General features: G+C 62.5%; 16 protein-coding genes. 3 read left to right on the forward strand and 13 right to left on the reverse strand.

The features are described 5' to 3' along the window. Positions 1–46: 46 nt before the first annotated feature. From HUK73_RS20385 to HUK73_RS20430, 10 genes are all read right to left on the reverse strand, one after another. Positions 47–2,386, reverse strand: a complete 2,340-nt coding sequence (locus tag HUK73_RS20385) for a TonB-dependent receptor (protein WP_176593674.1) — start codon at positions 2,384–2,386, stop codon at positions 47–49. A 132-nt stretch (positions 2,387–2,518) separates the two neighbouring features. Then, positions 2,519–3,745 (reverse strand): cytochrome P450, encoded by a 1,227-nt coding sequence (locus tag HUK73_RS20390; protein ID WP_176593675.1) that lies wholly within the window; start codon positions 3,743–3,745, stop codon positions 2,519–2,521. 74 nt (positions 3,746–3,819) lie between these two features. Next, entirely contained in the window at positions 3,820–4,998 is a 1,179-nt protein-coding gene (locus tag HUK73_RS20395) for an aromatic ring-hydroxylating dioxygenase subunit alpha (protein WP_176593676.1), read from the reverse strand. A 437-nt stretch (positions 4,999–5,435) separates the two neighbouring features. Next, positions 5,436–6,659, reverse strand: coding sequence for an acyl-CoA dehydrogenase family protein (locus tag HUK73_RS20400; RefSeq protein WP_176593677.1), 1,224 nt, complete (start codon positions 6,657–6,659; stop codon positions 5,436–5,438). Next, on the reverse strand, positions 6,659–7,651 hold the full coding sequence (locus HUK73_RS20405; protein WP_176594733.1) for a nitronate monooxygenase family protein: 993 nt from the start codon (positions 7,649–7,651) through the stop codon (positions 6,659–6,661). Before HUK73_RS20405 ends, HUK73_RS20400 begins: the two co-directional genes overlap by 1 nt. Before the next feature lie 65 nt (positions 7,652–7,716). Further along, positions 7,717–10,038 (reverse strand): enoyl-CoA hydratase-related protein, encoded by a 2,322-nt coding sequence (locus HUK73_RS20410; protein WP_176593678.1) that lies wholly within the window; start codon positions 10,036–10,038, stop codon positions 7,717–7,719. A gap of 89 nt (positions 10,039–10,127) precedes the next feature. Beyond that, complete coding sequence (locus HUK73_RS20415; RefSeq protein ID WP_176593679.1) at positions 10,128–11,327, reverse strand: acyl-CoA dehydrogenase family protein; 1,200 nt, start codon at positions 11,325–11,327, stop codon at positions 10,128–10,130. A 7-nt stretch (positions 11,328–11,334) separates the two neighbouring features. Next, a complete protein-coding gene (locus HUK73_RS20420; RefSeq protein ID WP_176593680.1) occupies positions 11,335–12,459 on the reverse strand; it encodes an acyl-CoA dehydrogenase family protein in 1,125 nt (374 codons plus the stop codon). Next, positions 12,460–13,989 carry an acyl-CoA synthetase gene (locus tag HUK73_RS20425; RefSeq protein WP_176593681.1) on the reverse strand — a complete coding sequence of 510 codons (1,530 nt, stop codon included), beginning with the start codon at positions 13,987–13,989 and terminating at the stop codon, positions 12,460–12,462. Positions 13,990–13,994: 5 nt separating this feature from the next. Then, positions 13,995–15,425, reverse strand: coding sequence for an aldehyde dehydrogenase family protein (locus HUK73_RS20430; protein WP_176593682.1), 1,431 nt, complete (start codon positions 15,423–15,425; stop codon positions 13,995–13,997). Positions 15,426–15,555: 130 nt separating this feature from the next. Here HUK73_RS20430 and HUK73_RS20435 point away from each other — a divergent pair, with 130 nt between their 5' ends. The 3 genes from HUK73_RS20435 to HUK73_RS20445 all read left to right on the forward strand — a co-directional run bounded on the left by HUK73_RS20435 (position 15,556) and on the right by HUK73_RS20445 (position 18,382). After that, entirely contained in the window at positions 15,556–16,698 is a 1,143-nt protein-coding gene (locus HUK73_RS20435; protein ID WP_176593683.1) for an acyl-CoA dehydrogenase family protein, read from the forward strand. A 93-nt stretch (positions 16,699–16,791) separates the two neighbouring features. Beyond that, positions 16,792–17,211, forward strand: coding sequence for a Zn-ribbon domain-containing OB-fold protein (locus HUK73_RS20440; protein ID WP_176593684.1), 420 nt, complete (start codon positions 16,792–16,794; stop codon positions 17,209–17,211). A 1-nt stretch (position 17,212) separates the two neighbouring features. Further along, positions 17,213–18,382 (forward strand): transporter, encoded by a 1,170-nt coding sequence (locus tag HUK73_RS20445; RefSeq protein ID WP_176593685.1) that lies wholly within the window; start codon positions 17,213–17,215, stop codon positions 18,380–18,382. Between the two features lie 86 nt (positions 18,383–18,468). Here HUK73_RS20445 and HUK73_RS20450 read toward each other — a convergent pair whose 3' ends face one another. The 3 genes from HUK73_RS20450 to HUK73_RS20460 form a co-directional block, all read right to left on the reverse strand. Continuing rightward, on the reverse strand, positions 18,469–19,119 hold the full coding sequence (locus tag HUK73_RS20450; RefSeq protein WP_176593686.1) for a TetR family transcriptional regulator: 651 nt from the start codon (positions 19,117–19,119) through the stop codon (positions 18,469–18,471). Positions 19,120–19,205: 86 nt separating this feature from the next. Further along, a complete protein-coding gene (locus tag HUK73_RS20455; protein WP_176593687.1) occupies positions 19,206–20,297 on the reverse strand; it encodes a CaiB/BaiF CoA-transferase family protein in 1,092 nt (363 codons plus the stop codon). Between the two features lie 2 nt (positions 20,298–20,299). Continuing rightward, positions 20,300–21,475: an acetyl-CoA C-acetyltransferase gene (locus tag HUK73_RS20460; protein WP_176593688.1), complete on the reverse strand. Its 1,176-nt coding sequence runs from the start codon at positions 21,473–21,475 to the stop codon at positions 20,300–20,302. Positions 21,476–21,496: the final 21 nt, after the last annotated feature.

Genomic DNA, 21,496 nt, shown 5'->3' on the forward strand with positions numbered 1-21,496 from the left:
AATGAAAGATGGGGGCAGAACGTCGGTTCCGCCCCCCCAGTCGCCATCAGAACTTGAAACCGACTTCCAGAACGATCTCCCTCGGATTTTCGATGAAGGCCGACATATCCGCCCGCGTACCATTGGCGCCGGTAAACGGAATGTCGTTGGCGGACGTCACCACCAGCTTGTTCGTCAGGTTGCGACCGATGAGCGATACCGACCATTTGTCGTCCAGACCCGAAAGGATGACCGACGCATCAACCTTTGCGAAGCGCTTCTGCACCCCATCGGGCCGCAGCGTATCGGTGAAGTTGTAGGACGAGGTATAGCTGACATCGCTGTTGATGGCGAGGTTGAGGCTATCTGTAACCGGCGTCTTGAAACTGCCGCCCAGACGGCCCGCGAATTTGGGCGCCTTGGGAGGCGTACGGCCGCTATAGTTCTGGGCGGTACCGCCATTGAGACTGCACCCTTCAGCGACCGTCTGGCCACCAAAGCACTGACCGATATAGTCCTTGTACTTGGCGTCATTATAGGCCGCAGCACCGCGGATTGAGAGGCCGCCGCCAACACGCCAGTTGAAGTCGCCCTCAACGCCGCGCGTGCGCAGCTTACCGGCATTGCCCGCGATCAGGCTGATGGTTTCCGGATCGAAGGTCTGCACCTGCAGGTCCGAATAGGTATAGTTATAGGCGGTCAGATTGACAGCCAGAGCACGGCCGAACAGCAGCGTCCTGACGCCAGCCTCGCCACCTTCCGCCGTCTCGCTGCCGAAGCGGCCAGCCGCCTGCGATGCCGCCGGGGTCAGGGCCTGCGAGATGTTGTAGCCACCGCTCTTGAAGCCGCGCTTGTAGGCCGCATAGAAAGTGGTGTCCGTGCTCGGCTTGTAACGCAGGGTGACTTCCGGCGAGAGATTGTCGTCATCGAACTTGTCGTTGATCACGATACCAGCCGGGAAGGCCGCCGCGAAAGCGGAGGCCGCAGCCAGCGAGCGCTGGTAGGACTTGCGCGCTTCAACGCTGTAACGGGCACCCGCCGACAGTTCGAACTGACCCAGCGCCAATGTTCCCTGGAGGAACATCGACAGGGAATCGCTCTTGAAACCATCGTCACGCTTGAACGTCGTAGCCGTTCCAGTCGTCGGATCGACCGGAATCGGGAAGATATAGGCGTCGGTGTTGAAGACAAAATCGCCGTGCGAATAGAAGGCTCCTGCCAGGAAATTGAACGGACCTTCCAGCTTCGACTGGAACCGGACCTCTTCCGAGAATTGCTCGAAGTCCGCCAATTGCGAGAAGGTCGATGGATAGGATTCACCGGCCACATTGTTGAGGTCGGTCTGCTTGAAATGATAATAGGATGTGATCGACGTGACATCGAAGGGGTCCGACGTCAGCGTGCTGGTCAAAACACCATATTGCGAACGAAACTTCGCATACATTTTGCCGTTGCTGCTGGCGTAACGATAATTGGCGCGTGCGACCTCGACCGGCAGGGACGTGACGTCCGCCCGACCGTCAACCTTGCAGTCCGCGTTCGGGCTGGGCGGAATGCCGTTGGAACTGGCCGGTGTGGTGCGACCCGCCGCGCAGATGCGTTCAACCAGATCGGTCGGGCCGCCGTCATTGAGCCAGGTCGCGCCAGTCTTCAGTTCCATCTTGAAATTGTCGGTCACATCCCAGTCGAGCGTCAGACGCGCGCCAAAGGATTCAGAGCCGCCACGGCGCGAGGAAAAGCGATGCTGGGCGCGACCGAGCACGTCGGTCGAATCCTCCGCAGCGGTATTTTTAAACGCACCTTCGGAATTGGAATAGCGCGCCGCGAGACGAGCGCCGAACCGATCGGTCACAGGCCCCGAAATATAGCCTTCCGTATATTTGTCCAATGCCTTGAAGCCATAGCCCGCCTTGATGCCGGCTTCGAAATGATCGCCCGGACCATTGGAGGTGATGGCGATCAGACCGGCTGTCGTGTTCTTACCGAAATAGAGCGCCTGCGGGCCCTTCAGCACTTCCACGCCCTTGATGTCGAACTGCGGCAGGCTGATTTCACGGCCACGGCTCATCGGCAGGCCATCGATCACGAAGGACACGGACTGGTCGAAACCGGCGCTGAGCGCGGTCGACCCTACGCCGCGCAGGAAGATGCTGGCCGACGAACCCGACGCCGCCTTGCCCGCGACCAGATTGGGAACCAGCGTCGCCATGTCGGTGACGCGCGTAACCGAATAATTTTGCAGTGTCTGGCCACCAATCGCAGTGATCGCGACAGGCGCATCGATCAGACGTTCGTCACGGCGGCGGGCCGTCACGATGATGTCCTGATCTGCATCCTTTGCGGCTGCGGCGGGCTCCGCCGGGCCTTGCTCCTGAGCCAAGGCAACCGTGCCGGATGACATCAGCATCCCGATCGCCAACGGTAGAATAGCGACATGATTAGAGAATGAGCGATAGGACAATTCCATTTCTCCCTTGCATATTTCCAGATTTTTATTGGTTTCCCGTCAAGTTCCTGTCGTGGCGGGCAATCGATAGACTTAGGTTTTGACCTTCCATTCTATCGGAAGATTCTCGAGCGCCATCACCGTACCGATACGGAAGGCATGACGCTCACCCGCGACAGCGTTGAAGGACGGAACCCGCTTCAGCCATTCCTCGGTCAGGATGCGGATTTCCGCCCGCCCCAGCACATGGCCGATGCACAGATGCGGCCCCGAAGAAAAAGTCAGATGCGCGACCCGCTTGCGGTCGATGTCGAGCAGATTGGGCGCATCGAACTTGGACGGATCGCGACTGCCCGCGCAGAGGATGCACAGCACCATCTCTCCCTCGCGGAACCAGGCCTCGCCAATATCGATATCCTTGACCACCAGACGCGGGGTGTTCACCACGCCGAAAAGCCGCACCGCCTCATCCGCGAAAGCCGGAATCTGCGACGGATCGGCTGCAAGGCGTGCCTGCAATTCGGGCATCTGCGCCAGTTGCTGATAAGCAAAGCCGGTCACATTGGTCACCGTATCCATGCCGCCCAGGAAAAGCACGAAGCTCATCGCCAGGATTTCATCGTCCGTCATGGTGCGGCCATCCAGATCAACGGTGATGAAATGGCTCATCAGCTTGCCATCTGGATTGGACCGCTTTTCCTCGATCAACTCCTTCAAAATGCCCAGGATCTGCGCGGAGAGCCGTGCCAATGCTTCGGCATCATTCTGGCTGTCGAAAAATTCCTCGGCCAGATGGCGGAATTCCTGAAGTCGCGACAGGTCCATGCCCATCAGTTCCATGAACACCGACACCGGAAACAGCTTGGCGACGTCGGCCTGGAAATCGCAGGCACCCTTGTCAGCGACCGTATCGATGATCTTCGCCGCCCATTCGCGAATATGCGGCTCCATCGCCTTGATCGCGACCGGACCGAACATCGGCGTCATCGCGCGGCGGAAGGGCAGATTTTCCGGCGGATCAAGGCTGAGCGGAATGAAGAAGGGCGGATTTTCGACACGCGGAATCTGCATCTCACGGACCGAGAAATGCTCCGGATCGGTGACGACGCTCTGGATCGCGTCAAAGCCCTTCACCATCCAGTGCCCGCCATTCAGCGGTGTCCAAAAGATATCAGGTGCAGCCTTCATCGCCTCGACATAGCTGCCCTGCACATCCTGATTGATGCGCTTGTCCCCATAAATATCGAATTCGTAGACCAGATGCGGCGGCACATGGTCGGGAACCACATGCGGCAGGTCAATCGAGGCAATGCTGTTCATGACGATCTCTCCCTAACGAACCTTTCGAACTGCTCCGTGGGCGCGGCCTTAAATTGGCCTGTCGCCCGGATGGATCAGAGCAAAGCCTCAATCGCGTCGTAATAACGGATGATATTGGTTTCGAGGCCGCAATAGACGGTCTCTTTCGGCACACCGGCGTTCAGACCCTGCTGACTGATTTCAGCCGCGCGGAAATCCTCATTGCCAAAGACGTCCAGAATCAGGCGGAAGGACCGCTCGAACACTTCCTCCGCCTTGAGCGTAGAGGCCGGTTCCGGCGTCAGCATGAAATAGTCGACCACAGTCCGGTCGGGTGCCCGCGGCATCAGCAGCATGACGCTGATATAATATTGGCTGGTAACGACGACGCAATTGGGGAAAGTCGTATAGGCGTGCGTCACCAACTTGTGGATATTGGCATCGGCATCCTCATCCAACATGGAAGGAACATAACCGATCCGGCCAGAAATCTGACGGACATTCGCTCCGAACATGGTCACGATATTGGGCGCATCCGGGAATTGATTGCCGATTGACTGTGCGTGAAGACGCTGGACATGATAGCCTTCCAGAAACGGTTCCAGAACGACTTTCCAATTGGCCTTGAGATCGAAGCTCTTGCGGCCATAGACATGCGCCTTGGCGATGCCGAGCGAGTCGAAGTCCTGCGCCACCTGATCCGACAATTGCGACCAGTCAGGCTCGCGACCATCCAATTGCACATAGACGACACCGCCCCATTCACGCGCGGGCAGTTCAGCAAGGCCGCGCTGCGCCTTGTCGAGACCAACGAACGCCTCATTGCGCGCCACACCGATGAGTTTGCCGTCAATGCCATAGGTCCAGGCATGATAGGGGCAAGTCATGCGCGATTGACTGTGGACCTCGCAATCCTCGATCAGCTTGGCGCCCTTATGCTGGCAGGCGTTGATGAAGGCCTTGATTTCGCCACTCTTTGTCCGGCTGATCAGCAACGGAATACCATAGCCATCATGCGCAACAACCATACCCGGCTCGAGCAGCAGCGCCGATAAGGTCACGGGCACGGGGAAACGGCGGAAGATGCGTGCCTGCTCCGCCTCAAAGCGCTCGGCGCCGGTAAAGATTGCATTGGTCCGCGTCGCGCCGATGGGCTCGATCACGGCGTCCGCTTCCGCCGGAATGCGACGAATGGCAGCCTGAAGATCGACATTCAGCATGCCAAGCGTGGTGATCTTTCGTTCACTCGACTTCCCATCCGCAGCGGCTTCCATGGCCCTCTCCTCCTTGTTCCAGAAACTTTAACTGATCAATTATCTACAATCAATAGGTGATTATGCACCCCATTAAATTTGCGCTGGATGATCGGCAAAAAGGCAACACCTGCCTGCCCCGCGTGGCGTTTTGGCTGGCGGCAGTTCCGACCAATGGATTGTTCACATGATCGCTGGCAGGCGGATTGGGCCGTTGCCCAACCCCCCATCGCCAGAATCGGTATTGGGGAAAATCCGGGCAGCAAGGCCCATGGCCTGCGCTTCGTCAGCGCCCCACCGCCTCGCCGGAACACAGAGGCCCTGCTATCGCATCAGAAAATTGAGCGACCGACGATGACCATCGCCGATCTGCGGGAAGTCGCAGTGTTCGCAGCGGCAGCCGTTACATGTGGATTGCCGATGGTCAGGGCGCCGGAACCATCCAGCGCCCCATCTCCTTAAAGCCCCAGCACCTTGGCCAGAATATTGCGTTGAATCTCGTTTGATCCAGCGTAGATAGTCCCCGCCCGCTCGTTCAGATAGCGCAGCGGTGCAATCGCAGCCTCGCGCGGTCCGACAAAGCCACCCTGACCATGCGGAAAGGACACCGGCCCGCCCGGACAGCCGGCCTGCGGCTGATAGGCCATGCCATAGCGCCCGGCGACCAGAAGGCCAAGTTCCGTCATCAACTGCTGCAATTCGGTGCCGCGTATCTTCATGATCGAGGCCGACGCACCGGGCGATTCTCCCCGAGCCTCCGCCGACATGGCGCGGAATTCGAAAATCTCCAGCGCACCGATCTCAATCCGCGCCGCCGCGATCCGGGTGGCGAAGGCGGGATCGTCGGCCAGCGTGTCGCAGACATCGCCCGCAACTTGCCCTGCCGCCACCTCGATCGCGTCGAGCCGGACCTGCAATTCCGGCGCATAGGCTACCCCACCGCGCTCAAACTCCAGCAGATATTTGGCGACCGTCCAGCCCTGATCGATCTGCCCGATGACATTCGTCTTGGGCACGCGGACATTGTCGAGGAAAATCTCATTCTGGATATGCTCGCCCGAGGGCGAAATGATCGGCCGTACAGTGACGCCCGGCGTCGCCATGTCGATCAGCAGGAAAGTAATGCCCTTTTGCGGCCGGTCATATTTGCCGGTGCGCACCAGAAAGAAACCCCAGTTCGCGATATCGGCATGGGTGTTCCAGATCTTCTGCCCGTTGCAGATCAGATCATTGCCATCCTCCTCGGCGCGCATCTGGAGCGCAGCGAGGTCCGACCCCGCGCCCGGCTCCGAATAGCCCTGACACCAGAAATGCTCGCCCGACAGCATGCGCGGCAGATAGAAAGCCTTCTGCTCCTCCGTACCATGACCGATGATCGCCGGGCCGCACATCTGGATGCCCATGGGCGACACCGGCGGCGCGCCCGCACGGACCCGCTCGACCGAATAGATATAGCGCTGCGCCACGCTCCATTCAGCGCCGCCATGGCGTCTGGGCCAGGCGGGCGCGGCCCATCCACGTTCATTCAGGATGCGCTGCCAGGCCATGGACCGATCATGATCGGCATAGACGCTGGTCATCAGCCTGCCGGATTCGCGGATTTCGTCGGTCAGATTCTCATCGAGGAAAGCGCGGATTTCCTCGCGAAAGGCCTGATCCTGCGGCGACCATGCGATATCCATCAGGCCGCCACCTCATTGTGGCCGATCAGGCGACCGAGGCGCTGATCGATGATCGCCTCGGCATCGGATATGATGCGGTCGACCAGATCCTTGACCGTGGGCACATCATGGATCAGCCCCTGGATCATGCCAGCGGTCCAGATGCCATGCTCAGGATCGCCCAGCTTCAAGCCTTCGCGGCCGCGCGTGCCCTTGACCAGATGCGAGATCGCCTCGAACGGATTGCCTTCCCGCTCGATCTTCACTGCCTCGACCGCGATGCTGTTCTTGGCGACGCGCGCGGTGTTGCGATAGCTGCGGAACAGCAGCTCGGTCGCCCGCTCGTCATTTTCGACGATCGCCTGCTTGATGCCGTCATGGATCGGCGCTTCCACCGTGGCGCAGAAACGCGTGCCCATGTTGATGCCCTCCGCGCCCAGCGCCAGCGCCGCCACCAGACCGCGACCGTCACCAAAGCCCCCGGAAGCCAGCATCGGCACCTTCACCTTGTCGGCTGCGGCCGGGATCAAGATCAAGCCCGGAATATCATCCTCGCCCGGATGCCCCGCACATTCGAAGCCGTCGATGGAGATGGCGTCCACGCCCATGCGCTCGGCCGACAGCGCGTGGCGGACAGCGGTGCATTTGTGGATGACCTTGACCCCCGCCGCCTTGAAGGCGCCAACATGCTCCTGCGGCTTGTAACCGGCGGTTTCCACCGCCTTGATCCCGCTTTCGATGATCGCCTGCCGATATTCGTCATAGGGCGGCGGGGTGATCGACGGCAGGATGGTGAGATTCACGCCGAACGGCTTGTCGGTCATCTCGCGGGTACGCGCGATTTCCTTGACCAATGCTTCAGGAGTGGGCTGCGTCAGCGCGGTCAGGAAGCCAAGAGCCCCGGCATTGGCGACGGCGGACACCAGCTCGGCGGTGCCCACCCACTGCATGCCGCCCTGCGCGATCGGGTGTTCGACGCCGAACAGCTCAGTAAAACGTGTCTTGATCATGATCCCATTGCCTTTTGTTTGCCGCATTTTCCATGTCGTCAGATGTTTCCATCTGACTTGAAAATGCTCTAGCGCCCCTTCCAGTTCGGCTTGCGTTTCTGCGCGAAGGCCAGCGGCCCTTCCCGCAGATCAGCAGATTTGAACAAAGCGGCCACGGCGGGGCCACGATTCTGTTGCTTGTCAGCCTCGGCGAGCGACGCAGTGGCGAGCCCGCCCTGCACCACTTCCTTCGACGCCCGGATCGACATCGGGCTGCACTCCAGGATCAGCCCTGCCCAGCGCCGCGCCGCCGCCATCAATTCGGCGGCCGACACCACTTCATTGACGAAGCCCAGACTCTGCCCTTCCCCGGCCCCCACACGGCGACCGGTGAGGATCATCCCCATCGCCTGCTTGAGCCCGATCTGGCGCGGCAGGCGCAGCAGGCCGCCAGCCAGCGCCGCCACACCCACCTTCGGCTCCGGCAACGCGAAGACCGCACTGTCCGCCGCGATGATGAGGTCGCAGGCCAGCGCGATCTCGAACCCGCCGCCCATGGCGATGCCGTTCACCGCAGCGATGATCGGCTTGTTGAGGTCATAACGCGACGTAAGCCCCGCAAAGCCCTTCAACGGCGTTTCCAGCGGTGCCCCCCGCGCCATGGTGACAGACATCGCCTTCAGGTCATTCCCTGCGGAAAAGGCCTTGTCGCCTGCCCCCGTCAGGATCGCGACCCACTGATCGGGATCGGCGGCGAAGGCGTCGAAAACCTCGGTCAGCTCGGCATTGGCCTCCGCCGTCAGGGCGTTCATCGCCTCCGGCCGGTTGATCGTCACGATGGTCAGCGGCCCTTCCCGCTCCACCGTGCAATATTTGCGCGGACGGCTCGCCGGATCGACGACCGACCAGGCGGGCTTGCCGAACGTATCGACCCGCGCAAAGCCATGGGTGCCGATGATCGAGTGATCCGTGGTCTGGAGCAGCGCGATCGTCTCTTCATCATCGGCCCGGACCCGCGCCATGCTGCGCTTGCCCTCGGGCGTGCGCAGGATGACCATGCCTTCCATCGGCTTGCCGTCGCGGCCATGGGTAATGGTATAGGTCTCGATCGTCGCCGGGCCGCTATAATTTTCAATCAGTTCCGGCACCCGATCGCGCGCCGCTTCCGCCCTGGCCTGCACCGAATAGTCTTGGCGCATCGGCTCGGCCGGCGGCGTGGTGCTGACGACCATCGCGTGATGCTTGTTCACATAGCCGCCCTGCCCGTAAAGCAGGCCGATCTCGCCCGGATGCGCGCGCAGCTGGCGCACCATCGCGCAGACCGCATGGCTCATATAATTGTTGAGCGGCCCGCCGAAGAAGGTGAGGCCTCCGGCCACGCTCGGCTTCTTCGCACCCTGCTCCAGCCCCAGCGTGCGCAGCGCCATCTTGGGCACCACCGGGAAGCAGCTATACAGTTCCATCGCGTCGAAACGGTGGGCATCGCCCCCCACCAGCTCTAGCGCGCCTTCCAGCGCGGCAGTCTGCGCCGTGCTATGGTCATAGCGGTCGCGCAGCAGATAATCTTCCGGTTCCTCGGCCTTGGCACCGCCCCAGATATGGATGATCTGCTCCTCTGGCACGCGCGCCGCCCGCGCCGCTGCCAGGCTGGTGACGATGATCGCGGCGGCCTGGTTCACGCTCGGATTGGCGACCATGAACTTGGGATAGGGCCAGTTGATAAGGCGATTGTCGGCGGTGGGCTCGGCAATCGTCGTCGCATCGGGCGCGGTCCTGATCCAGGCCGAAGGATTGTCTGCCGCAACGCGCGCATAGTCCGCCCACAGCTCCGCCGACAGGCGCTGCGCCTGCGCCGGGGTCTGGCCCCATGCATGTTGCGTCGCCATCTCGTAGAAAGGATAGACCTGCGCCGGATCGCGCATCCGCAGCTTCTTGGCGACGGGACTCATCGCATAGCTGGACATGGGGAACTGCACCGCTTCCTCAGCCGAGGCCATCGGCGTCCAGTTGAGCTGCGCCTTGGTCTTCTTCGCCTGATTGCGCGCGTTGGTCGCTTCACCACCGACGATGGCGGCGGTCGTCAGCTCGCCCTTGACGATCCGCACCGCCGCTTCGTGGATCAACCGGATCGGCGTCTCGCCGCCCATGCTGGCATTGACCTGCCGCGCGGGAGCGATATCCAGCTTCTCGCAGAGCAGACCGACCGGATTCTTATATTTCCAGCTGATGAGGCCGATCAGCTCGATCGATTCGATCTTGCCCAGCCAGCCACCCTTGCCGTCCGCATCGGCGGCGCGGAGCGCCTCCGCCATCAGTGCGACGGGCTCCAGCGCCAGGGACGGGTCGGCGGGGCGGTCCACCTTCTCCCCGATGGCGACGATGACGGGTGTCTGTTCCGGCGTGCGAGTCATGTTGGTCTGGTCCCTGTCCTCTCTCGTCGGGCCTATCGCCGCCCGCGACATATCGCAAGTTTAATTGATTAATTACATGAGAATTGCAATCAAGGCAACGCATCGGCGCGAGCGAGCTGCCGCCAGATGATATTCTTCTGCACCTCGGTAGCGCCACCATAGATGGTCTGCGCCCGCTCAAACAGATAGGAGGCCGTCTCGGGCACGCCAAAGCGCATCTGCGGCGGCAAGACATCGGCCCAGCCCTCCTGCCCGCGGTCGAGCCGGGGCGAGCGATAGCGCGCCGCCAGTTCCAGCCAGAGTTCGGTGATCTTCTGCGCGACTTCCGTGCAGGCGATCTTCAGCGAGGACACCATGGCCGGGTCCATCTGCGTCGTGAGCGCGCGCAGCACCGAAATCTCGATCACCGCCACCTCCATGTCCAGCGCGGCAAGGCGGGCGGCGAAGCGCGGCTCGTCCAGCATGGTCGGCGCGGCATCGCCCGGCATCATCGCCGCCTTGACGCGGAGAGCAGCAAGGTCCGCCTTCTTGCGGCCGACATGGGCATAGGACACACGCTCGGACGCCAGCAGCACATTGGCATAATGCCAGCCCTTGCCTTCCTCCCCGATGCGATGGGCAACAGAGGTGCGCACCTGATCGAAGGTCACGCGATTGAGCTCGTGCGAACCGTCGATGGAGATGATCGGCTCGATCCGGATACCCGACGCGCCCATCGGCACACAGATCATCGAAATGCCGTCCTGCTTGCGCTCCTCCCGCGACGTGCGGGTCAGGCAGAAGATCCAGTCCGCCCAATGCGCGCCGCTGGTCCAGATCTTGGTACCGTCCAATATATAGTCGTCGCCATCGCGCACCGCCGTCATGCGCAGAGAGGCGAGGTCGGACCCCGACTCCGGCTCCGAATAGCCCTGCGCCCACATGGCGCGCGATTGCAAAATATCGTCCAGCCACAGCGCCTTCTGCGCATCGGTGCCAAAGGCGCAGATGATGGGACCGATATAGATGATCGCCATCGGGATGATATTGGGCGCGCCCGCCTGTTCCAGTTCCTGCTCGAACAGATAGCGCTCCACCGGCGTCCAGCCCGGCCCGCCATTCTCCCTGGGCCAGCCAATGCCTAACCAACCCCGCGATTGCAGCGCCTGTTGCGAGCGGACATGGTCGGCGCGGGTCAGCCGGTCGCCGCCGCGCAGCTTCGCCAATATGTCCTGCGGATAGTCGACAGCGAAGAAGCGGCGCGCCTCTTGCCGAAAGGCGCGCTCCGCTGGCGTGAGGGCGATCTCCATGGCCTTCTCAGGCGGCTTTCCCAAGCGCCACATAGCGGGCGAGATGATAGTCGACGCTGCCGAACTCGCTTTCGATGACGGTGGCGCGCTTGAAATAATGGCCGACCGCCAGTTCGTCGGTCATGCCCATGCCGCCATGCAGCTGCACCGCATTCTGGCCGACGAAGCGCAGCGCATTGCCGACCGCGACCTTGGCCGTGGAGGCCGCCTTGGCCCGCTCGACCGGATCGGCGTCGAGGCTCAGGGTCGCCAGATAGACGGCCGAGGTCGCCAGTTCGAGCTGCATAACCATGTCGACCATGCGGTGCTGAAGCGCCTGGAAGCTGGAAATGGGCTGGCCGAACTGGCGCCGCTGCTTGGTGTAGTCGATCGTGTCCTGCACCAGCTGCCGCATCACCCCGACAGCCTCGGCCGCCAGCGCCGCGATCGCCGCGTCGCCGACCTTCTCGATCAGCGGCAGCGCGTCATGTTCGGGACCGATCAGCGCATCAGCCGACAGCTTGACCCCGTCAAAGCGGATATCCGCCGCCTGCCGCCCGTCGATGGTCGGATAGGCTGTGAGGACAACACCCGCCGCCTTGGGATCGACCAGGAACAGCGACACGCCCTCCTTGTCGCCGGGTACGCCCGCCGTCCGCGCGGTGACGATCAGATCGGTCGCCCAGGGCGCGGCCATCACCACCGCCTTGTCCCCCGACAGGAGCCAGCCATCACCGTCGCGCACCGCCTTGGTCGCCACGCTTTCGAAGCGGTAACGGCTGCTCGCCTCCGCCCAGGCGAAGGCGAAGCGCGCATCTCCCGTCACGATCCGCGCGAGGTCAGCGTCGCGGCCCCTCAGCAGCCCGCCGGCAATCACCACGCTTTCCAGATAGGGTTCGATCACCAGACTGCCGCCCAGCTCCTCCATGATGACCATGGTATCAACGGCATCGCCATTGAGGCCGCCCGCGCTTTCCGGCAGCGGCGCGCCCAATATGCCCAGCTCGTCGGCAAAGGCGCGCCACAGGGATTCGCGCCAGCCCGGCTCGCTGCGGCTGACCTTGGTCCGCGTCTCGAAATCATTGCGATCCGCCAGGAAGGCCCGCAGGCTGTCGCGCAGCTGTTCCTGCTCGCTGGTCAGGTTGAAATCCATCTACTGTCCTCCCTTAGGCTCCACTGCCCAATAGCGGTCGCGCAGCAGCCTCTTGTACAATTTGCCGGTCGGCTGACGCGGCAGGCTTTCCATGAAATCCACGGCCTTGGGCGCCTTGATCGGCCCCAGCTTACCCCTTGCAAAGTCGATCAGTTCGCGCGCCAATGCCTCATCCGTCCGCACCCCGTCACGCGGTTCGACCACCGCGACCACCCGCTCGCCCATGTCGGGGTCGGGCGCGCCGAACACCGCCACATCGCGTACGGCGGGATGGGTGATCAGCCAATTTTCGATCTCCTGCGGGTAGATGTTCACGCCGCCCGAAATGATCATGAAGTTGCGGCGGTCCGTGAGGTAGAGATAGCCCTCCGCATCCAGCCGCCCGACATCGCCCAGCGTCGTCCAGCCATGGCGATTGGTCGCCGCAGCCGTCTTGGCGGGGTCCTTATGATAGGAAAAGGGCAGGCCATTGGCGAAAAACACCTCGCCAATCTCGCCAATGGGCAGCGGCTCCCCAGCCTCGTCGCAAATCCGGACCTCGCCCACCAGCGCGCGGCCGACCGACCCTTTATGCGCCAGCCATTCGGCAGAATTGATGGCGGTGAAGCCGCTGCTCTCCGTGCCCGAATAATATTCGTAGAGAACCGGTCCCCACCAGTCGATCATCTGCTCCTTGATCGCCATCGGGCAGGGCGCCGCCGCATGGATCGCCACCTGCATCGACGAGATGTCATAGCGGGCGCGCACCTCTTCGGGCAGTTGCAGCATCCGCACGAAATGGGTCGGCACCCATTGCGAAGCATCGATGGAAAAGCGCTCGATCAGCCCCAGCGCCGCCTCCGCATCGAACCTGTCCATCACATAAACGGTCCCGCCCAGCCGCTGCACCGACATGGACCAGCGCAGGGGCGCGGCATGATAGAGCGGCGCGGGTGAGAGATAGCGCGTATCGGCGGTAAAGCTGTAAGTCTGCGCCGCCAGATGGTCGAGCGCGGACAATGTCCCAATCGGCAGGCCCGGCTCGATCTCCCGCCGCACCCCCTTGGGCCGCCCCGTCGTGCCCGAGGAATAGAGCATGTCGATGCCGCAGCTTTCATCGGCAATCGGTGTGGCAGGCAGGTCGTCTCGCGCCTCGATCTGTTCCAGCAGATGAATCGACGCCTGCTCGATCAGCGGCGCGGCTTCACCCGCCAGCGCTTCATATTTGACGGTCGCAACCAGCATCGCCGCGTCGCTGTCATTGACGATATAGGCCAGGTCCCCCGCCGACAGCCCGGTCGAGGCCAGCACATAATAAAGTCCCGACCGCTGCGCCGCCCAGACCAGCGGAAACAGCCCCTCATGATTTTCCGCGACAATGGCGATAGTGTCTCCGGCCTTGAGCCCCTCGCGCCGCAGCCACTGGGCGATCCGGTTGGACCGCGCCTCCAGCTCCGCATAGCTGACCGCCTTGCCCGACGACGCCATCACATAGGCCGGATGATCCGGCCGTTCCGCCGCCACTTGGGCAGGATGCAACAGCGCCGCCATGCCCGTCACTCGACCGCTTGGGAGACCTTGGGAATGAACAAAGTCTTGGGCTGGGTGAATTCCAGCAGGCCCGGCAGGCCATTTTCGACGCCGATGCCCGACTGCTTCACCCCGGCAAAGGGCGTGAAGGGCGTGTTCTGGAGATTCTGGTTGATCCAGACCGTGCCGGTTTCCATCCGCCTGGCGACGGCCACCGCCTTGTCGATATCACCCGACCAGACCGCGCCCGCCAGCCCATATTCGCTATCATTGGCGCGCTGGATCACCTCGTCCAGATCGCTATATTTGAGCAGCGGCAGGATCGGGCCAAAGGCTTCCTCCTGCACCACGCGCGACTCCTCGGGCGGATTATCCACCAGCGTCAGGGGCACGAAATAGCCCTGCTCTGGCACATCGCGCCCCTGAAGCAAGGTGAGCCCCTGCGCCTTCGCCTCCTCCAGCAGACCCAGCACCCGGCGATATTGCGGCGCATTCTGGAGCGGGCCGTAATCGCTGCCCTGCTGCGACCCGTCGCCCACAGTCACGCGCCGGGCAATGGCGTGCAGCCGGTCGCGCAGCGCGTCGTACACATCCTCATGAATATAGAGCCGCTTGGTCGCGATGCAGACCTGCGCGCTGTTGTAAAAGGCGCCGAAGAAAATCTGCTCCGCCACCGCATCGACATCGACGTCGGGCAGGATGATCGCGGCATCATTGCCGCCCAGCTCCAGCGTCACGCGCTTGAGGTCACGGGCGGCCGATTCCATCACCTTCTTCCCCGTAGCAGTGGAGCCGGTGAAGCTGATCTTGTTGAAGCCCGGATGCGCCGTCATCAGCGGCCCCAGCTCATCGCCGCCCGAAATGACGTTGAGCACGCCCGCAGGCAGAAATTCGCGCATCAGCTCGCCCAGCTTGAGCGAACAGAGCGGGGTGAAAGGCGAGGGCTTCACCACCAGCGTATTGCCCGCCAGCAGCGCCGGCGCGATCTTCCAGATCGCCAGCAGGAACGGGAAATTCCACGGCACGATCGCGGCGACGACACCGACCGGCTCATGATGCACCTCGATCCGGCGGGTGTCGCTGTCCTCGGTCACGTCCACCGGCAGGTCGAGCTTGGACGTCGCCTTGATCCAATAGGCGGCATGTTTGATCTCACCGATCGCCATGGCCAACGGACGGCCCTGCTCCTGCGTGAACAGACGGCCAAATTCCTCTGCCCGCGCGGCGATGGCGCCGCTGATCCCGACCAGTGCCTTGCGCCGTTCCTCGATCGGCAGCGCGCGCCAGCCTGGCAACGCCTTGCGCGCGGCGGCAACGGCGGCATCCAGATCCGCCGCGTCCGCTCTCGGCGCCTTGGCAAAGGGCTGGCCGGTCGCCGGATTGACGATGTCGATCATACCCTGGCCGGTCGCATCGCGACCGTCTATGGTCATCACATAGGGGGTGTCGAAGTCCATCACCGCGTCCTCTCGATCCTGCAAAAACTGTTCGCTTGATGCTTGACTATCACCGGCTTCCGCCCCAAGCAAACCGAAATTAATCGGGCATTTGATTAATTTTCTGTCCGAAACAGTAGAGGATGATGCCATGATACCGACCGAAGGGCGACTCCCCTATGAGGACGGACACGCCATGTTCCGCAATTCGGTGCGCCGATTCGTGGAGCGGGAGGTACTGCCGAACAATGACCGCTGGGAAGCGGCGGGCATTATCGACCGCGGTTTCTGGAACAAGGCAGGCGAGGCCGGATTGCTGTGTCCGACCGTGCCGGCGGAATATGGCGGGCTGGGGCTGGACTATGGCTATAATGCCATTGTCGATGAGGAACTGGCCTATGCCGGCTGCTCATCCGGGATTACGCTCCAGTCGGACATCACCGCCGATTATATCGTCGCCTATGGCTCGGAGGAGCAGAAGCGGACCTGGCTGCCGCGCATGGTGTCCGGCGAGGCAGTGACGGCCATCGCCATGACCGAACCGGGTACCGGCTCGGACCTTCAGGCGATCCGCACCACGGCCCAGCGCGAGGGCGACGCCTATGTCATCAACGGCGCCAAGACCTACATCACCAATGGCCAGCATTGCGATCTGGTGATCCTGGCGGCCAAGACCGATCCCAATGCCGGGGCGCGGGGCGTCTCGCTGATCCTGGTGGAAGCGGACCGGGCGGGCTTTGAAAAGGGACGCAATCTCGACAAGATCGGCCAGCATCAGGCGGATACGTCCGAACTCTTCTTCCATGATGTCCGCGTGCCCGTCTCCAATCTGCTCAGCGGAGAAGGTCAGGGCTTTGCCGCGCTGATGACGCAATTGCCACAGGAAAGGCTGGCCATCGCCATCGGCGCCATGGGCAGCAGCCAGCATGCCTTCGATCTGACCGTCGACTTCACCAAGGAGCGCAAGGCCTTTGGCCAGGCCGTCTTCGATTTCCAGAACAGCCGCTTCATCCTGGCCGAGATCAAGACCCAGTTGCAGGTCGGATGGGCGCATCTGGACTGGGCGATCGCGCGGCATATCCGGGGCGAGTTGACCACCGCCGAAGCCTCCTCGGCCAAGCTCCACCACACCGAATTGCTGAACCGGATCACCGACAAATGCCTGCAACTGCATGGCGGCGCGGGCTATATGAACGAATATCCGATCGCGCGGCTGTGGCGCGATGCGCGCGTTACTCGCATCTATGGCGGCACATCGGAAATCATGAAGGAAGTGATCGCTCGCTCGATCTGAAGGAGACTAGCGAGAGCTGGCATTATTTAATCGATTGACTGATATTCTGTTTTAAGTTCTATCCGCAGGGATAGAAGCGTGCGAGGATAACCCATGATCGGTCACACTGGTCTCGAAACCCCCTATTGGAGCAGCCTCGCCGAAGGCAAGCTTTCCCTGCCGCGATGCAGTGGTTGCGGGCAGTGGCAATGGCCGGTAGCCGCACGCTGCGGCGAATGCGGCCATTGGGGCAGCGAATGGCAGGACGTGCCGCTTTCTGGCCATATCTTCTCCTGGACGCGGACATGGCATCGCTTCGGCGGCACGGAAGCGCTGCCCCTTCCCTATGTCAGCCTGCTCGCGGAGATTGACGGGACCGATGGCAAGCGGCTGATGGGCCTGCTGGAAGGCGTGGGGGAAGAGGATCGGGTACGGATCGGCGCGCCGATCACCGGCCGGATCGGGTCCACCCGGTTTGGCGAGGAAGATGTACCCGTGATCATCTGGCGGCTGCGCGATGGAGGGGAAGCATAAGATGAACAAGACCTTCTATGCAAAGACCGCCGTCGCAGGCGTCGGCATCCGCCAGTTCAGGCGCGCCAGCGCCCCCATGTCGGAGCAACAGGCGCTGACCCATGCGATCGTCGATGCCTGTGAGGATGCCGGACTGGCCCCCGCCGATGTCGACGGTTTCGTCACCTATGGCGATGACAAGAATGAGCCTGCGCGACTGATGTCCGCTCTGGGGACAAAGGAACTGAACTGGTCCATGGCGGTGCTCGGCGGAGGCGGAGGCGGCATTGCCGGCGCTTTTGCCGATGCAGCCGCTGCCATCATCTCGGGGCAGGCCAAGGCGGTCGTGATATTCCGCGCGCTGGTGCAGGATATGAGCGGGCGCCTGTCAGCGGCGGTCATGGCGCACCATCTCAACCGCCACATGGTCGCGGCGGGGATCGTCGCCCCGGCACAGGTGTGCGCGATGCGGGCTCAGCGCCTGTTCGAATATCATGGCGTGCCGGAATCCACCGCCGAAGAGTTCCTCAAGGCCTGTTATTATCATGGCAGTCACAATCCCGACGCCATCGCCTATCAGACCGCTTTCGACCATGACGCCTATGCCGGATCACGCCTCATTGCCGAACCGTTCCGCCTGTTCGACTGCTCACGCGAGAATGATGGCGCGGGTGCCTTATTGCTGGTTTCAGCCGAGCACGCCCGCAACCTCGCCAAGCCGCCGGTCTATCTGCTGGGCGCGACGCAGGGCACCGGCAAGGGCTGGGGCGACCTCCTCGACAATGATGAGGATTATGCATCGGCCGGTTTCGCGACCGTGGCGCGCCGCCTCTGGGAACAGACCGACCTGACGCCCGCCGATATCGATGTCGCCCAGATTTACGAGAATTTCTCGGCTCAGGGCGTCGCGTCGCTGATCGACCACGGCTTTTGTACTTATGAGAATGTAGCGGAATTCGTGCGCTTCGAAAATCTGATCGCGCCGGGCGGTGGCCTGCCGGTCAACACCCATGGCGGCAATACAGCGCAGGGCTTCATCCACGGCATCGGCATGGCGATCGAGGCGGTACGTTGTCTGCGCGGGGAATCCGCCAACCCGGTGCCTGATGCCAGAACCTGCCTGTTGGCCGGTGGCCCGGCAGCGCCCACCGTCAGTTCAGCGATTTTCGGCAATAGCGGGATCATTGGCTGATCCGCTGGAGTCCGTTCCAATGAGATGGAAGCGATAAGCTGTTCCTGCGCAGGAACAGCTTATCGCTTAAGCCGGACTCTCATGCCTCAAGCCGCGTCCGCGCCCTTGTCCTGAAGGATGCCACCCAGGATCATGTCCAGCAGCGTCTTGGTGTAGCGGCGACGCATGGCGTCATCGATCACGTTGATGCCAAAGGCTTCGCGCAGGATATGCTGGCCGAAGAACAGATGGTCGCACGCGCCCAGGATGATGAAATAGAACATCATCGGATCGACCGGCTTGAACTCCCCGGTGGCGAAGCCCTGTTCGAGCAGATGGCGCTGCGTTTCCGCGAGCGGCTTGGAAATCTTCTCCGCGACTTCCTTGCCCGCCTCGGGGTCCTCGAACAGATAGTGGATGAGGCGGTTGATGAACGGATAGCGGAAATAAATGGTGATGATCGCCTGGACGTGCAGCTTCAGCTTTTCCGTCGCGCTCATTTCCATTGCGACCAGTTCGTCGAGCCGTTCGAGGCTCTTGCCCAGCACGTCTTCGACCAAGGCCAGCATCATGCCCTGCTTGGTGCCGAAATAATATTTCACCAGCGCGGAGTTGAGACCCGAATGCTTGGCAATGTCGCTGAGCGAAATGTCGACAGTGCTGCGCTCTGTCATCAGCGCGCCAGCCGCGTTCAGCAATATTTCGCGGGACGAAACTTTCGGCTCCTCCACTTCGACCCGCTCCACCTTCGACGCCATGTCCGAACCCAATCCCACTGCAGTAATTGATCAATTGAAAAGCAATTCTCCTGCCTCGCGACTAGGAAGTCGGTTGTCAAGCTATTTCATGCCGCACGGCCGGCTGTCGCACGGACGGCGTCGGTGTCACTGCCGGGTTGAGCGGGCATTTGAGGCGCATCGCATGGCGTCTTCGAATAACGCGGCGCCGGGGCAGGCTGGACATGACCGCCCACCGCAATGAACGTCTCCCGCGCGCGATTTTGGGGATGTTCGATCGCCTCCGACATGCTCAATATCGGCGCAGCGCAGGCATCCGATATGCCAAAGGCCTCCGCCCATTCGTCCCGCGTGCGCGTGCGGAAGATCGCAGCCAGCGCCTCCTTCTGCCGGGGCCAGAGGGTGCGGTCCTCCTGTTCGTCGAACAAAGGATCTCCCTCGGTGCCCGTCACCTTGCGAAGCAGTGCGTAAAATTGCGGCTCGATCGCGCCGATCGCCATGGCGCGGCCATCCGCCGTTTCATAGCTGTCATAATAAGGGGCGCCACCGTCCAGCAGGTTCGTGCCATGCGCTTCGTGCCAGCTACCCTGAGCGCGAAAGCCCCACATCATTGCGGACAGCAAAGCCGAGCCATCGGTCATCGCGCAATCGATCACCTGCCCCTCACCGCCGCCCCGCGCTGCCAGGATCGCACTCACCATGGCGAAGGCCAGCATCATGCCGCCACCGCCGAAATCGCCCGCCAGATTGAGCGGCACCACCGGCTTCTGCCCGGCGACGCCGACCATGCCCAGCACACCCGACAGAGCGATATAATTAATGTCATGCCCGGCAGCGGCGGACCAGGGCCCGGTCTGGCCCCAGCCCGTCATGCGGCCATAGACGAGCTTGGGATTGTCGGCCAGCAGCACATCTGGCCCCAGCCCCAGCCGCTCCATGACCCCCGGCCGATAGCCTTCGATCAGCCCATCGGCCGTCTTGCACAGCGCCCGCAGGGTCGCGACATCGTCGGGCGACTTGAGGTTCAGCACCACCGACGTCCGCGACCGCAAGAGCGGGTCCCACGGATCATGCGGCGTACCCGGCCGATCGACGCGGATCACCTCCGCGCCATGATCGGCCAGCATCATGCCCGCAAAAGGCCCCGGCCCGATCCCGCCCATCTCGATGATGCGCACGCCTGTGAGGGGCCCCGCCATGATCAGAGCGCCTCGACGATGGTGACGTTGGCGATGCCGCCGCCCTCGCACATGGTTTGCAGGCCCCAGCGCTTGCCCCGGGCCTTGAGCGCATGGATCAGCGTCGTCATCAGCTTGGTGCCCGAAGCGCCCAACGGATGACCAAGCGCAATCGCCCCGCCATTGACGTTCAGCCGCGCATGATCAGCCTCCAGCGCCTTCAACCAGGCGAGCGGAATCGGCGCAAAGGCCTCGTTCACTTCATAAAGGTCGATGTCACCGATCTTCATCCCCGCGCGGCTCAAGGCCCGCTCGGTCGCCGGCAGCGGTTCTTCCAGCATGATGACCGGATCGCCCGCCGTCACCGTCAGATTGTGGATGCGCGCCAGCGGCGTCAGGCCATGGGCTTTCAATGCCCGCTCGCTGACCACCAGCACACCCGACGCGCCGTCGCAAATCTGGCTGGCGCTGGCCGCGGTGATCTTGCCGCCTTCCTGGATCAGCTTCACGCCCGCCATCGACTCCATCGAGGCGTCGTAGCGAATGCCCTCATCCTTGACGTGCAGCGTGCGGCCGCCCTCGCCATCGTCGACCTCGACCGGCACGATTTCCGCGTCGAAGGCGCCACTTTCCGTTGCCGCGACTGCGCGGCGATGGCTTTCCAACGCATAGCGATCCAGATCCTCGCGGGAAAAGCCCCATTTGTCCGCGATCATCTCGGCGCCGTAGAACTGGCTGAATTCCTCCACGCCATAGCGGTTCTTGATCTTCTGCGACCAGGGACCAACGCCAATGCCCGCCTTTGCCGCGAGCCCCGCGGGCGTACCCATCGGCACGCGGGTCATGCTCTCGACACCACAGGCGATGACGACATCCTGCGTCCCGCTCATCACCGCCTGCGCGGCGAACTGGATCGCCTGCTGCGACGATCCGCACTGGCGGTCGATGGTCACGGCGGGCACGCTGTCGGGCAGGCTGGAGGCCATGACCGCGCTGCGCCCGATATGCATGCTCTGCTCACCGACCTGGCTGACGCAGCCCAGGATCACATCCTCGATCAGCGCGGGGTCGATGCCGCTGCGGTCGACCAGCGCGTCCAGCACGGTTCCAGCAAGATCGGCCGGGTGCCAGCTCGCCAGCTTCCCGTTCCGGCGCCCCCCGGCGGTGCGGCCTGCCGCGACGATATAGGCTTCAGCCATGTTCCTTTGCTCCTTTTATCC

The sequence above is a fragment of the Sphingobium sp. EM0848 genome (assembly GCF_013375555.1).
Classification (GTDB): domain Bacteria; phylum Pseudomonadota; class Alphaproteobacteria; order Sphingomonadales; family Sphingomonadaceae; genus Sphingobium.